General features: G+C 54.2%; 12 protein-coding genes. 5 read left to right on the top strand and 7 right to left on the bottom strand.

The features are described 5' to 3' along the window. Nucleotides 1-75: 75 nt before the first annotated feature. On the bottom strand, nt 76-813 hold the full coding sequence (locus B1H58_RS10485) for a 1-acylglycerol-3-phosphate O-acyltransferase (protein WP_085070062.1): 738 nt from the start codon (nt 811-813) through the stop codon (nt 76-78). A 112-nt stretch (nt 814-925) separates the two neighbouring features. Continuing rightward, nucleotides 926-3,199 carry a DNA topoisomerase IV subunit A gene (gene parC, locus B1H58_RS10480; protein WP_085070060.1) on the bottom strand — a complete coding sequence of 758 codons (2,274 nt, stop codon included), beginning with the start codon at nt 3,197-3,199 and terminating at the stop codon, nt 926-928. A gap of 274 nt (nt 3,200-3,473) precedes the next feature. On the opposite strand from parC, the gene B1H58_RS10475 reads away from it, so the two are divergent. Both B1H58_RS10475 and B1H58_RS10470 read left to right on the top strand, forming a co-directional pair. After that, nucleotides 3,474-4,055 (top strand): NAD(P)H-dependent oxidoreductase, encoded by a 582-nt coding sequence (locus B1H58_RS10475; RefSeq protein ID WP_085070058.1) that lies wholly within the window; start codon nt 3,474-3,476, stop codon nt 4,053-4,055. Between the two features lie 34 nt (nt 4,056-4,089). Beyond that, nucleotides 4,090-4,425: a putative quinol monooxygenase gene (locus tag B1H58_RS10470; protein WP_085070056.1), complete on the top strand. Its 336-nt coding sequence runs from the start codon at nt 4,090-4,092 to the stop codon at nt 4,423-4,425. Between the two features lie 101 nt (nt 4,426-4,526). Here the strand turns inward: B1H58_RS10470 and parE are convergent, their stop codons facing one another. The 5 genes from parE to nudF are packed head-to-tail and all read right to left on the bottom strand — an operon-like array spanning nt 4,527 to nt 8,985. Then, complete coding sequence (parE, locus tag B1H58_RS10465) at nt 4,527-6,422, bottom strand: DNA topoisomerase IV subunit B (RefSeq protein ID WP_085070054.1); 1,896 nt, start codon at nt 6,420-6,422, stop codon at nt 4,527-4,529. A 51-nt stretch (nt 6,423-6,473) separates the two neighbouring features. Next, on the bottom strand, nt 6,474-7,055 hold the full coding sequence (yqiA, locus tag B1H58_RS10460; protein ID WP_085070052.1) for an esterase YqiA: 582 nt from the start codon (nt 7,053-7,055) through the stop codon (nt 6,474-6,476). A gap of 2 nt (nt 7,056-7,057) precedes the next feature. Continuing rightward, complete coding sequence (gene cpdA / locus B1H58_RS10455; RefSeq protein ID WP_085070050.1) at nt 7,058-7,885, bottom strand: 3',5'-cyclic-AMP phosphodiesterase; 828 nt, start codon at nt 7,883-7,885, stop codon at nt 7,058-7,060. Between the two features lie 42 nt (nt 7,886-7,927). Then, nucleotides 7,928-8,353 (bottom strand): DUF1249 family protein, encoded by a 426-nt coding sequence (locus tag B1H58_RS10450; protein WP_085070048.1) that lies wholly within the window; start codon nt 8,351-8,353, stop codon nt 7,928-7,930. Next, nucleotides 8,350-8,985 carry an ADP-ribose diphosphatase gene (gene nudF, locus B1H58_RS10445; RefSeq protein WP_085070046.1) on the bottom strand — a complete coding sequence of 212 codons (636 nt, stop codon included), beginning with the start codon at nt 8,983-8,985 and terminating at the stop codon, nt 8,350-8,352. Before nudF ends, B1H58_RS10450 begins: the two co-directional genes overlap by 4 nt. A 215-nt stretch (nt 8,986-9,200) precedes the next feature. Here nudF and tolC point away from each other — a divergent pair, with 215 nt between their 5' ends. The 3 genes from tolC (at nt 9,201) to B1H58_RS10430 (ending at nt 12,704) form a co-directional block, all read left to right on the top strand. Continuing rightward, entirely contained in the window at nt 9,201-10,679 is a 1,479-nt protein-coding gene (tolC, locus tag B1H58_RS10440) for an outer membrane channel protein TolC (protein ID WP_085070044.1), read from the top strand. A 196-nt stretch (nt 10,680-10,875) separates the two neighbouring features. Further along, nucleotides 10,876-11,535 (top strand): DUF1190 family protein, encoded by a 660-nt coding sequence (locus B1H58_RS10435; RefSeq protein ID WP_085070042.1) that lies wholly within the window; start codon nt 10,876-10,878, stop codon nt 11,533-11,535. An 8-nt stretch (nt 11,536-11,543) separates the two neighbouring features. Beyond that, entirely contained in the window at nt 11,544-12,704 is a 1,161-nt protein-coding gene (locus B1H58_RS10430) for a glutathionylspermidine synthase family protein (RefSeq protein ID WP_085070040.1), read from the top strand. Nucleotides 12,705-12,847: the final 143 nt, after the last annotated feature.

The raw sequence follows: 12,847 nt of genomic DNA, 5'->3' as shown, positions 1-12,847 counted from the left end.
GCGCCTGGCTGACGCGGTCCGTTTTTTATTGTTGTTCAGGAATTGCTGTGGGGCCACGGCTGTGGCCCGTATGAATTATACCTTGCCGCTGGCTTCCCGCTCGGCAACTTCAGCATCCAGCTCGTTAAGCTTGGCCTGCATCAGTTCACGACAGTGTGTAGCCAGCTTACGCACCGACTCTTTCTCAAAGGCGGCGACATCTACCGGTGGCAGCATTTCGATAATCACCAGGCCGTTTTTCCAGCGGTTGAGTTTAATTTTGTTATGCGTTGTCGAGACCACAATCGGGATAATCGGTACGCCTGCGGCAACGGCAGCATGGAAAGCGCCGGTTTTAAACGGCAACAGCCCACGTCCACGACTGCGGGTCCCTTCCGGGAACATCCAGAAAGAGATGCGTTTTCTTTTAAACTCATTCACCACCTTGCCAATGGTGGTATGCGCCCTGGCGCGATTATCGCGGTCAATCAGCAGGTTCCCCGTCAGCCAGTAAAGCAGGCCAAAGAAAGGGATCCAGAGCAGACTTTTTTTGCCTACGGTAACCGTAGATGGCTGCACGATATTCGCCGCGGTAATCATGTCGTAGTTGTTCTGATGGTTGGCAATGTAGATTGCATTGCCGTAATTTTCAGCCCCTTCAGGCTTACGTATCTCAACCTTGACGCCAAACAGCGGCGCCAGCGCGCCAAACAGATGGCCAAACGTGGCGACATGGCGCGGATTACGCGGAGAAAACAGGCACCAGATGCAGCCAAATACACAAACCAGAATTGAATAAATAACAACCAAAAAGACACGTAAAATTAGCAGCATAACGACCTCATTGTGGCTCCCGCCTAAGTATACCGGCTTTATATGAAAACACACCGGTATTACGCCGGAGCGCCGTGTGGTTAACGGGCGTCGCTCCGGTTTCCCTGCGCTATCAGGCTTCGCTATCGTCCGAAACGGCGCGAGCCGGCGCATCTACCTCAACGCGGTCGATACGCTGCAGGCCACGCGGCAGCAGCGTGCCGCGACGCCCGCGCTCGGCGCGGAATTTCTGTAGCTCTTCCGGACGCAGCGTCAGCTTACGTTTGCCGACATAGAGCGTGATGGCGCTGCCTGGCGGTAACAGGTAGAGCCAGGCTAGTCGGTCTTCGCCGCTGCTGGCCTGCGCCGACGGAATAGAGATGATCTTATTCCCCTTGCCTTTGGACAGCTGCGGCAGATCGCCTACCGGGAACATCAGCATACGGCCAGCCGCAGTGATCGCCAGCAGCATATCGTCATCGCTGTAAATTGCCATCGGCGTCATTACTTTGGCGTTTTCCGGCAGCGTCAGCAGCGCTTTACCGGCGCGGTTACGCGATACCAGATCGGCAAAGGTGCAGACAAAACCATAGCCCGCATCAGAGGCCATCAGCAGTCGCTGATCGTCCGCCTCCATCAGCACCTGTTCCATTACCGCGCCCGGCGGCGGCGTGAGCTTGCCGGTGAGCGGTTCGCCCTGGCTGCGCGCTGAAGGCAGCGTAGAGGGATCCAACGTATAGCTGCGGCCAGTGGAATCGATAAAGGCCACCGGTTGATTGCTTTTACCACGGGCGGCGGCCAGATAGCTGTCGCCAGCCTTATAGCTCAGTCCGGCAGGATCGATGTCATGCCCTTTGGCGCTACGTACCCAGCCCATTTGCGACAGCACAACGGTAACCGGCTCGGAAGGCACCAGCTCGTTCTCACTGATCGCTTTCGCCTCTTCACGCTCATGCAGCGGCGAACGGCGTTCATCGCCATAGGCTTCGCTATCGGCCTGCAGTTCTTTCTTCAGCAGCGTATTCATACGGCGTTCTGAAGCCAGCGTGGACTGGAGCTGATCGCGCTCTTTTTCCAGCTCGCTCTGCTCGCCGCGAATTTTCATCTCTTCCAGCTTTGCCAGATGGCGCAGCTTTAATTCAAGGATCGCTTCCGCCTGGGTTTCACTGATATCGAAACGCGACATCAGCACCGGCTTCGGCTGATCTTCGCTGCGGATGATCTCGATCACTTCGTCAATATTCAGGAAAGCGACCAGCAGACCTTCAAGGATATGCAGCCGTTTCATCACCTTATCAAGGCGATGCTGCAGACGGCGGCGTACCGTATCGCGTCGGAACACCAGCCATTCGCTGAGGATCTCCAGCAGGTTTTTCACCGCCGGACGGTTATCCAGCCCGATCATATTCAGGTTGATACGGTAGCTTTTTTCCAGATCGGTGGTGGCGAACAGATGGTTCATGACCTGCTCGAGATCGACGCGGTTTGAGCGCGGCACCAGCACCAGACGCGTTGGGTTCTCGTGATCCGACTCGTCACGCAGATCCTCTACCATCGGCAGCTTTTTATTGCGCATCTGCGCGGCGATCTGCTCCAGCACGCGCGCGCCAGAAACCTGATGCGGCAGCGCGGTGATCACCACTTCGCCATCTTCTTTTTTCCATACCGCACGCTGGCGTACCGATCCGCGCCCGTTCTGGTAGATCTTACGGATCTCGGCGCGTGGCGTGATAATCTCCGCTTCGGTCGGAAAATCGGGACCCTGTACAATATCCAACAGATCGTCGAGGCTGGTTTTTGGATTATCAATCAGCGCAATGGTTGCCTGCGCTACTTCACGCAGGTTATGCGGCGGAATATCGGTCGCCATCCCCACGGCAATGCCGGTGGTGCCGTTCAGCAGAATATTTGGCAGACGCGCCGGCAGCATTTTCGGCTCGTTTAACGTGCCGTCAAAGTTAGGCACGAAATCAACCGTGCCCTGCCCCAGCTCGCCCAGTAGTACTTCGGCGTAGCGCGACAGGCGTGATTCGGTGTAACGCATGGCGGCGAAGGATTTCGGGTCATCCGGCGCACCCCAGTTCCCCTGTCCATCCACCAGCGGATAGCGATAGGAGAACGGCTGCGCCATCAATACCATCGCTTCGTAACAGGCGCTGTCGCCGTGCGGATGATATTTACCCAGCACGTCACCCACGGTACGCGCCGATTTTTTGAATTTTGCGCTGGCGTTCAGGCCCAGCTCCGACATCGCATAGACGATACGGCGCTGCACCGGCTTCAGGCCATCGCCAATATAGGGAAGCGCCCTGTCCATGATGACGTACATGGAATAGTTCAGGTACGCATTCTCAGTAAATTTATGCAGGGCAAGACGCTCTGCACCATCCTGCGTCAAGTCACTCATTATGATTCCTCACGTTGCGGCGGGCATCAGCGCGCCGCGTGGCGATCTGTTTGGCGAGGATAGTACCTTATCTGATGCGGCGATGTCACAGTTTAGTCGTGGCGACAACGGCGCATTCTGAACCGCAAACCGCCAGCGGAATTGAGCCATTTTCTTTCACATTCTTTGCGGATTATTGCGCTATACGCAAAAGTGTTATGATCAATCGTACATTTTTCTTTGCCGGCGCCGCACGTAAACTGGCTTCAGAAATTTCAACAGAGCGACAACGATAATGAGCAAAATTTTAATTCTTGATGCGGGTAAACAATTTGCCCACTCGAAAGGTGAACTGAACCATACCATGACCGAAGTGGCAGAGACCTTCTTACGCGATCAGGGCCACGAAGTGCAGGTGACGCGCATTGATGACGGCTACGATATTCAGCAGGAAGTGCAGAAGTACCTTGCTAATGACGTGGTGATTTATCAGATGCCGGGCTGGTGGATGGGCGAGCCGTGGATCCTGAAAAAATATATTGATGAAGTCTTTACCGAAGGTCATGGTTCGCTTTATGCCAGCGATGGCCGCACCCGCGCTGACGCCAGCAAAAAATATGGTTCCGGCGGCTTGCTGCAGGGCAAAAAATATATGCTGTCGTTAACCTGGAACGCGCCGCTGGAAGCCTTTACCGATCCGCAGCAGTTCTTTGAAGGCGTTGGCGTGGACGGGCTTTACCTCCATTTCCATAAGGCTAACCAGTTCCTGGGGATGGAAGGCCTGCCGACATTTATCTGTAATGACGTGATCAAACAACCTGACGTGCCGCGTGATATTGAACGCTATCGTGAGCATCTGGCTAAGATCTTTGCTTAACTTAAAGCTCTGAAACACTTACCAGGGATCTATTATGCTGACAGTTGTCGCTGAAATTTGCGTTAAGCCGGGCCGTCGGGAAGCGGTACTGGCGGCCATTGATGATCTGACGCCGATCGTTTTAGGGGAAGAAGGCTGTCGTAAATATCAGGTGCTGGTCGATCATCAGGCGCAGGTGCCGTGGAAGCAGAATCTGCCCAACTCCATTTTTATGCTGGAATATTGGGAGTCGCTGCGCCATCTGGAACAGCATCAGCAGCAGCCGCATATGGAAGCCCATCGCGAACGTATTAAAGATGATGTGCTGGATGTGAAGATCTTTGTGATGGAAAAACCGGGGGCCACTGTGACAGAGCCTGACGTACTGTAAGCAGGATATAAAAATAGCCCTGCTCAAATGAAACCGCCCGGTAATCGCGAGATGCCCGGGCGGTTTATTATTGCCAGCTGGCAGCGCTAAACAGCACGAAGTTACACCTCGATCTCTGCCTTATCGCCTTTCTCCTGCAGCCAGTTACGACGATCCTCAGAACGCTTTTTAGCCAGCAACATATCCATCATCGCCAGCGTCTGTTCAACGTCCTCTTCATCTATCGTAAGCTGAACCAGGCGACGCGTATTGGGATCGAGCGTGGTTTCACGCAGCTGCATCGGGTTCATTTCGCCCAACCCTTTAAAGCGCTGAACGTTCGGCTTGCCTTTTTTACGCTTCAGCTGTTCGAGAATGCCATCCTTCTCTTCCTCATCCAGCGCGTACCACACCTCTTTACCCAAATCGATGCGGTATAACGGCGGCATCGCCACATAAACGTGTCCGCCTTTCACCAGCGAGCGGAAGTGTTTAACAAACAGCGCGCACAGCAGCGTGGCGATATGCAGACCGTCGGAGTCCGCATCCGCAAGGATACAGATTTTGCCGTAGCGCAACTGGGTGAGATCTTCGCTGTCCGGATCGATACCGATGGCAACAGAGATATCATGCACTTCCTGTGAGGCTAACACTTCATCCGAGGAGACTTCCCAGGTATTCAGGATCTTCCCTTTCAGCGGCATAATCGCCTGATATTCGCGATCGCGCGCCTGCTTGGCGGATCCGCCTGCAGAATCCCCTTCCACCAGAAACAGCTCGGTTTTGCTCAAATCCTGGGCGGTACAGTCGGCCAGCTTACCGGGCAGCGCCGGGCCGCTGGTCAGTTTTTTACGCACCACTTTTTTGGCAGCACGCATACGGCGCTGGGCGCTGGAGATCGCCAGCTCCGCCAGTTGCTCTGCCGCCTGCACGTTCTGGTTCAGCCACAGGCTGAAAGCGTCCTTAACCACGCCGGAGACAAACGCGGCGCACTGGCGTGAAGAGAGGCGCTCTTTAGTCTGACCGGCAAATTGTGGATCCTGCATTTTCACGGACAGCACGTAAGCGCAGCGATCCCAGATATCTTCCGCCGACAGCTTCACGCCGCGCGGCAGAATATTACGGTATTCACAAAAATCGCGCATTGCATCAAGCAGCCCCTGACGCAAACCGTTAACGTGCGTGCCGCCCTGCATGGTGGGGATCAGGTTGACATAGCTTTCCGTTAATAGCTCGCCGCCTTCCGGCAGCCACAGCAGCGCCCAGTCCACCGCTTCGACATCGCCCGAAAAACTGCCGACAAACGGCGCTTCCGGTAGCGTAATCAGGCCGTTTACCGCCTCGCTCAGGTAATCGGTGAGGCCATCCTGATAGCACCAGCTCTGCTCGGTATTATTGACCTTATCTTTGAAAACGATCTCAACGCCCGGGCAAAGCACCGCTTTCGCTTTCAGCAAATGCGACAGACGCGAAACGGAGAAGCGCGGACTGTCAAAGAAACTGCCGTCGGGCCAGAAATGCACGCGCGTCCCGGTATTGCGCTTAGCGACCGTACCGGTAACGGTCAGTTCCTGTACTTTATCGCCGTTTTCAAAGGCCATTTCGTACACTTCGCCGTTGCGTCGTACCGTGACTTCGACACGTGTCGACAATGCATTGACTACGGAAATCCCGACGCCGTGCAGTCCACCGGAAAACTGGTAGTTTTTGTTGGAGAATTTGCCGCCGGCATGCAGGCGGCAGAAGATCAGCTCAACCGCCGGAACGCCCTCTTCCGGATGAATATCAACCGGCATACCGCGTCCGTCATCGATCACTTCCAGTGACTGATCGGCGTGTAGAATCACTTCCACGCGTTTTGCATGGCCGGCCAACGCTTCATCAACACTGTTATCGATAACTTCCTGACCCAGATGGTTAGGGCGCGAGGTATCGGTGTACATTCCCGGACGACGACGAACAGGTTCGAGGCCGCTGAGTACCTCAATGTCTTTAGCGTTATAGCTGGATTGAGTCATCGTATCGTTCTGAATTGGTGGGTGAAAAAAGAGTTATACGATCCTGCGGCATCAGGCGCGATTCAGACCGATAAAGTCAAGAATCGAAGGGAAAAAGCGTTCGAATCCAGTAAAGGCGTGATTACCGCCCTCTTCGACCGTCTGGCGACAGGCCTGGTAGTAATCCAGTGCCTGACGATAATCGAGCACCTCATCACCCGTCTGCTGCAGTAGCCAAAGCAAATCTGGCGACTCAAGCGGGTCAATCTGCATGACCTTCAGATCGTAAATGTGGCGAGACTCTAACACATATTTTTGACCGGTGTATGGATTCTCGTTGGCACCAAGATAATTGAGCAATAGCTCGTAAGGACGCACCGCCGGGTTGATCACCACTGCCGGCAAGGTAAAACACTGTGACAGCCAGGTGGCGTAATAACCACCAAGCGATGAGCCAACAATACCCAGCGGTTCACCGGCGCGCACCATTACCATCTCTTCCAGCATTTGCGCCGCCTCGCCCGGAAAGGCAGGCAGCTGCGGCACCAGCATGGTTATCTGCGGATGATGCATTGTCAGCCAGCGTTGCAGCTGCGTCGCTTTGGCTGAAGCGGGAGAACTATTAAACCCATGCAGATAGAGCAGCGTCGCCATGCTTAGTAACCTTCAGAATCAAGATCGGGCGTAAAAGCGCGCGTTGAGAGACGCTGAACCTGCGTTTGCACCACGCCGCTGTCATTTAGCTCCAGCCAGCGCCAGCCCGGCGCGACGGCATCAATGGTAAAGTTGGTGCAGTGCGGCTTGAACTGCACGCAGGTTGAGGGCGCAGCTAACAGACGCCTGCCATGCCACTCCACATCCATCTCCTGATGAATATGGCCGCAAATAAGGGTCTTTGCCAGCGGCCAGTGCTGGAGAACGGCCTCAAGAGCGTGCGGATTCCGCAGGCTATGCTGATCCAGCCAGGTGCAGCCCGACGGCAACGGGTGATGATGCAGCAGCACCAGCGTATGGCGTTCAGGCGTCTGCGCCAGGGTTTTGTCCAGCCACTCAAGCTGATAGTCGCTGAGCATACCGTGCGGCACGCCTGCGACCTGGCTGTCGAGCAGCACCAGTTGCCAGTGCTCGCCCAGCAACACCTGCTTCGCTTCAGCAATGCCTGATTGTGCCAGCGTATCGTACATGGTGGGCTGAAAATCGTGATTGCCTGGCAGCCAGACGCAAGGGGCGGGCAGGCGCGCAATACCCTCAGCAAAGTGCTGATAGGCTTCAGGCGAGTGATCCTGCGCCAGATCGCCGGTGGCGATAATCAGGTCGATCGGCTGCTGCTCGGCCTCAATGGCTTCCAGCACCGCATTAAAACTGGCCCAGGTATTAACGCCCAGCAGCGTTTCATTTTTGCCTGAAAAAAGGTGGGTATCCGTGATTTGTAATATCCTGATATTGGCCCCACTCACCACAGGAAGTTTTAGCAGGCTATCCAAAAAATGTCCTTAATCTCCACGCCATATCAAGGTTATTGCGGCTTACCAGGCCGGGACGGCCATGGCTCCGTGCGACAGACAATAACGCAGCCAGTCTGCAAGAAACTGGTTGATTTGATGCTTTTCATCACGCTGGTGCAATTTTTTATTCGGGTAATCATAACGCGCTTTGAAACGATAGATCTGCTGCGTTGAACACACTTCAGCAACCATCGCATCGTGATATAGCCTGACAGACATTGAAGGCAGACTCCAGTAGCTAACGGCAGGCGCGGTCTGACGAATCTCAACCAGTGTGGTGTAGCGCGTAGATTCACTAATGGTAATGCTGTAGCTGGCGCCCTTTACCTGATAGGTCACCGAGGCCCCCGCTTCGTCATCGCGCGGCAGCAGACGACGCAACTGGGCGAAGTTGGTTTCGCTCAACCGCATCATTTCGGGAAAATCAGGGACGTAGCGCTTGATCATGTTGGATTCCACTCTTTTCGCAATTTCTCATAGTGCAGCATCAGCCATTGCAGGGCGATGACGGAGGCCGCGTTATCAATTTTCCCCTCTTCCACCCAGTGATAAGCCTGTTCGCGGCTTACCACATGAACAAGAATATCCTCATTCTCTTCCTCCAGACCGTGGCATCCTTGCGCCACGCTGGCATCCACTTCTCCCACCAGAACCGACAGGCGCTCGCTGGTGCCGCCCGGACTGGCCAGGTAGTTAATCACCGGCTCAACGCGTTTAACCGTCAGACCTGCTTCTTCCATCGCCTCGCGACGCACGACCTGCTCAACGTTTTCGCCAGGCTCAATAATGCCGGCCACTAATTCCAGTAGCCAGGGCGTTGAGCTGGTATCATAAGCAGGAATGCGGATCTGTTCGATCAGCACCACTTCATCACGCTGGGGATCATAGGGTAGCAGGACTGCGGCATGTCCGCGCTCAAAAACTTCGCGCACGACTTCTTTGCTCATTTCACCGTTAAACAGGCGGTGACGGAAGCGATAGCGAACTAAAGAAAAAAAACCTTCATATAGTGGCTCGCGTGCAATAATTTCTACATCTTTTTTGCTGAAAGTCACAGGGGATTTTGTGTTTTTAACCATAAAACCGGTGTCCTTTACAGTGGGGGATGCGGTAAACGGTTTCAACCAGACGCCGTCCGCAAGGGTGGTTCTTTCTGAATTATTTACGTAAATTAACGGAAGATGGCACGTTCAGCCAACTTACCACTCTGGCACACTCTGCTAGAATCGGCGCATATTTTTTTAGCTTATGTCAGCGCTACCATAGCAACTTTGCTGCACTACAAGGAATGCAAATGAAGAAACTGCTCTCTTTACTTATTGGCCTGAGCCTGGGCGGCTTCAGCGTGGCGAGTCAGGCGGAGAACCTGCTGCAGATTTACCAACAGGCTCGTCTGACTAACCCTGATTTGCGCAGCTCTGCGGCGGACCGTGATGCGGCATTTGAAAAGATTAACGAAGCCCGTAGTCCGTTGCTGCCTCAGTTAGGGCTTGGCGTTGATTATACCTATAACAGCGGCTACCGCGACGCGCGTGATACCCATTCCAATAGCACCAGCGGCTCTCTGCAGTTAACGCAAACCATTTTCGATATGGGTAAATGGCGTTTGCTGACAATTCAGGAAAAAACAGCGGGCGTGCAGGACGTTACCTATCAGACGGCACAGCAGAATCTGATGCTGAACACGGCAACGGCCTATTTCAATGTGCTGCGCGCTATCGATGCGCTTTCCTATATTGAAGCGCAGAAACAGTCTATCTATCGTCAGCTTGATCAGACCACGCAGCGCTTTAATGTGGGGCTGGTCGCTATCACTGACGTACAAAACGCCCGTGCGCAGTATGACAACGTGCTGGCGAATGAAGTTTCGGCACGCAACGAGCTGGATAACGCGGTAGAAACCCTGCGTCAGGTGACCGGCAACTACTATCCAACTCTGGCCTCGCTGAATATCGATCGTTTCCGTACGAATAAGCCGCAGCCGGTCAGCGTGCTGCTGAAAGAGGCGGAAAGCCGCAACCTGAACCTGTTATCTGCACGCCTGTCGCAGGATCTGGCGCGTGAACAGATCCGCTATAGTGAATCGGGACATATGCCAACGCTGGATTTAAACGCCTCTACCGGCCTGTCCAACAATAAATATGGCGGCAGCCGCGCCACACAAAACGACAACATCAGCGGCAGTAATCAGGTTGGCCTGAGCTTTAATCTACCGTTGTACAGCGGCGGCGCGGTGACCTCGCAGGTGAAACAGGCGCAGTACGCCTTCGTCAGCGCCAGCGAGCAGCTGGAAAGTGCGCATCGTTCTACAGTACAAACCGTGCGCTCCTCCTTTAATAACGTGAACGCCTCTATCAGCAGCATTGAAGCTTACAAGCAGGCAGTGGTTTCTGCTCAAAGCTCTCTGGATGCGATGGAAGCGGGCTATCAGGTTGGTACACGTACTATCGTTGACGTGCTGGATGCCACCACGACGCTGTACAACGCCAAACAGCAGCTTTCTGATGCCCGTTACGATTACCTGATCAATCAGCTGAACATCAAATCTGCGCTGGGTACGCTGAACGAACAGGATCTGTCAGAGCTTAATGCCAGCCTGGGCAAAGAAATTCCAACGTCGCCGGAAACGGTAGCGCCAGAAAATGCACAGCAGGATGCAGCCGCCGATCGGGGAACCGGAATGCAGGCAGCAGCCAGCCAGAGCGGCACCAACGCCGCTGACGCAGCGCGTCCTGCAGCAGCGCGTCAGAGCGGTAATCCGTTTAGCCATTAAGTTAAAAACAAGGCCACGAAGTTCATTAATTTCGTGGCCGTAACATCGTGTTTGCAGTTGTTTCCTTCCGCTTTTAATCCTTTCTCGCATTTGAACGTATAGCTAAGTAAATATACAGGCACAGCGCTGTCTGTTGCTTCATTTTTAGACCGGTTTCACCTATCCTTTGCGCTACCTTTGGGCAGAGGACTATCCCATGAAACGGACAAAAAATATTAATCGCGACGCTTTCCGTAAGAGTTGGCGCGCTCGTCACCTGACGCCGGTGGCGTTAGCCGTTACCGCCGTTTTTATGCTGGCCGGCTGTGAACAAGCAGACGAAACGGTTTCGCTTTATCAAAACGCCGACGACTGTACTAAAGCCAATCCGGGCCAGAGCGAACAGTGCACCACCGCTTACAATAACGCGCTGAAAGAGGCGGAAAAAACCGCGCCTAAATATGCCTCGCGTGAAGATTGCGTGGCCGAATTTGGCGAAGCTCAGTGCCAGCAGGCTCCGGCTCAGGCTGGCACCAATGCAGAAGCGCATCAAAGCGGCAGTTTCTGGATGCCATTGATGGCAGGTTATATGATGGGCCGCATGATGGGCGGCGGCGCAGGGTTTGCCGCGCAGCCGCTGTTTAGCTCGAAAAACCCCGCCAGCCCGATGAACGGTAAGTTCGTTGACGCCAGCGGTCGCAACTATGGCACCGCGACGCCAGGCCGCACCATGACCGTGCCGAAAACGGCGCTGGCGCCGAAACCGGCCACCACCAGCACCGTTACACGCGGCGGCTTTGGTGAGACCGTAGCGAAACAGACCAGCATGCAGCGCAGCAGCGCGACCGGTACCAGCAACCGTTCGCTGGGGGGCTAACGCGCCCTATGAAACGTATTGCTATTGCCGAACGTCCTGACTGGCGCGCCCGCGCTACCGAATACGGTTTTGGTTTTCATACCATGTATGACGAGCCGTACTGGTGTGAGGATGCTTATTACCAGTTTACGTTGGCGCAGGTTGATTATCTGGAAGAAACCACCGCTGAGCTGCATCAGATGTGTTTGCAGGTGGTGGATAAAGTGGTTAACAGCGAAGAGCTGCTGGCTAAATTCCGTATCCCTAAACATACGTGGGATTTTGTTCGCACCTCGTGGAAAACGTCGCAGCCTTCGCTCTATTCACGTCTCGATTTGGCCTGGGACGGCAGCGGCGACGCCAGGCTATTAGAAAACAATGCCGATACGCCAACATCGCTGTATGAAGCCGCTTTCTTTCAGTGGCTCTGGCTGGAAGATCAGCTAAAAGCGGGCAATTTGCCGGCAGGCAGCGATCAGTTCAACAGCCTGCAGGAAAAATTGATTGAGCGTTTCGCCACACTGCATCAGCAGCATGGTTTTAGTCTGCTGCACTTTACCTGCTATCGGGACAGCATTGAAGATCGCGGCACGGTACAGTATCTGCAGGATTGTGCCAGCGAGGCGGGATTGCCGAGCGAATTCTTGTTTATTGATGATATTGGGCTGGGCGAGCGGGGTCAGTTTACCGATCTTAACGATCAGGTCATCAGTAACCTGTTTAAGCTCTATCCGTGGGAATTTATGCTGCGCGAGATCTTCTCAACCAAGCTAAATGATGCTGGCGTGCGCTGGCTGGAACCAGCCTGGAAGAGCATACTCTCGAATAAAGCGCTGCTGCCTATGCTCTGGCAGATGTTCCCCAATCATCCTAACCTGCTGCCAGCCTACTTTGCTGAAGATAATGTGCCCGCCATGGACAAATATGTGGTGAAGCCGCTGTTTTCTCGTGAAGGCGCGAATATCCGTATTATAGAAAAAGGGCAGGAAATCGCACGCGTTGATGGTCCTTATGGCGAAGAAGGCATGATCGTGCAGCAGTTTCATCCGCTGCCGCAGTTTGGCGACAGCTACGCGCTGATCGGCAGCTGGCTGGTGGACGATCAGCCAGCGGGTATTGGTGTACGTGAGGATCGGGCGTTAATCACGCAGGATCTGTCGCGTTTCTACCCGCACGCTTTTATCGGTTAACAGAAAAGGGCGGCTCAGCGCTGCTCTTTTTATTCTTCGGGTTTACCTTATCAGTACAATTAATATGCCTGGCATACTCATACCGATACTCTTTCATCGACGTTCAAATTATTTGAGCGTCGGTCAGACAAAACTTTACCTAC

This window comes from Pantoea alhagi (assembly GCF_002101395.1).
GTDB lineage: Bacteria > Pseudomonadota > Gammaproteobacteria > Enterobacterales > Enterobacteriaceae > Mixta > Mixta alhagi.
The sequence above is the reverse complement of the archived record's forward strand: the minus strand, read 5'-3'. Positions and strand labels throughout refer to the sequence as shown.

Bases quoted from the DNA above. Each gene is read 5' to 3' on its own strand.
- parE (WP_085070054.1), bottom strand. From the start codon at position 6,422: ATGACTCAATCCAGCTATAACGCTAAAGACATTGAGGTACTCAGCGGC.
- B1H58_RS10475 (WP_085070058.1), top strand. From the start codon at position 3,474: ATGAGCAAAATTTTAATTCTTGATGCGGGTAAACAATTTGCCCACTCG.
- B1H58_RS10485 (WP_085070062.1), bottom strand. From the start codon at position 813: ATGCTGCTAATTTTACGTGTCTTTTTGGTTGTTATTTATTCAATTCTG.
- B1H58_RS10435 (WP_085070042.1), top strand. From the start codon at position 10,876: ATGAAACGGACAAAAAATATTAATCGCGACGCTTTCCGTAAGAGTTGG.
- B1H58_RS10450 (WP_085070048.1), bottom strand. From the start codon at position 8,353: ATGATCAAGCGCTACGTCCCTGATTTTCCCGAAATGATGCGGTTGAGC.
- parC (WP_085070060.1), bottom strand. From the start codon at position 3,199: ATGAGTGACTTGACGCAGGATGGTGCAGAGCGTCTTGCCCTGCATAAA.
- tolC (WP_085070044.1), top strand. From the start codon at position 9,201: ATGAAGAAACTGCTCTCTTTACTTATTGGCCTGAGCCTGGGCGGCTTC.
- yqiA (WP_085070052.1), bottom strand. From the start codon at position 7,055: ATGGCGACGCTGCTCTATCTGCATGGGTTTAATAGTTCTCCCGCTTCA.
- B1H58_RS10430 (WP_085070040.1), top strand. From the start codon at position 11,544: ATGAAACGTATTGCTATTGCCGAACGTCCTGACTGGCGCGCCCGCGCT.
- nudF (WP_085070046.1), bottom strand. From the start codon at position 8,985: ATGGTTAAAAACACAAAATCCCCTGTGACTTTCAGCAAAAAAGATGTA.
- B1H58_RS10470 (WP_085070056.1), top strand. From the start codon at position 4,090: ATGCTGACAGTTGTCGCTGAAATTTGCGTTAAGCCGGGCCGTCGGGAA.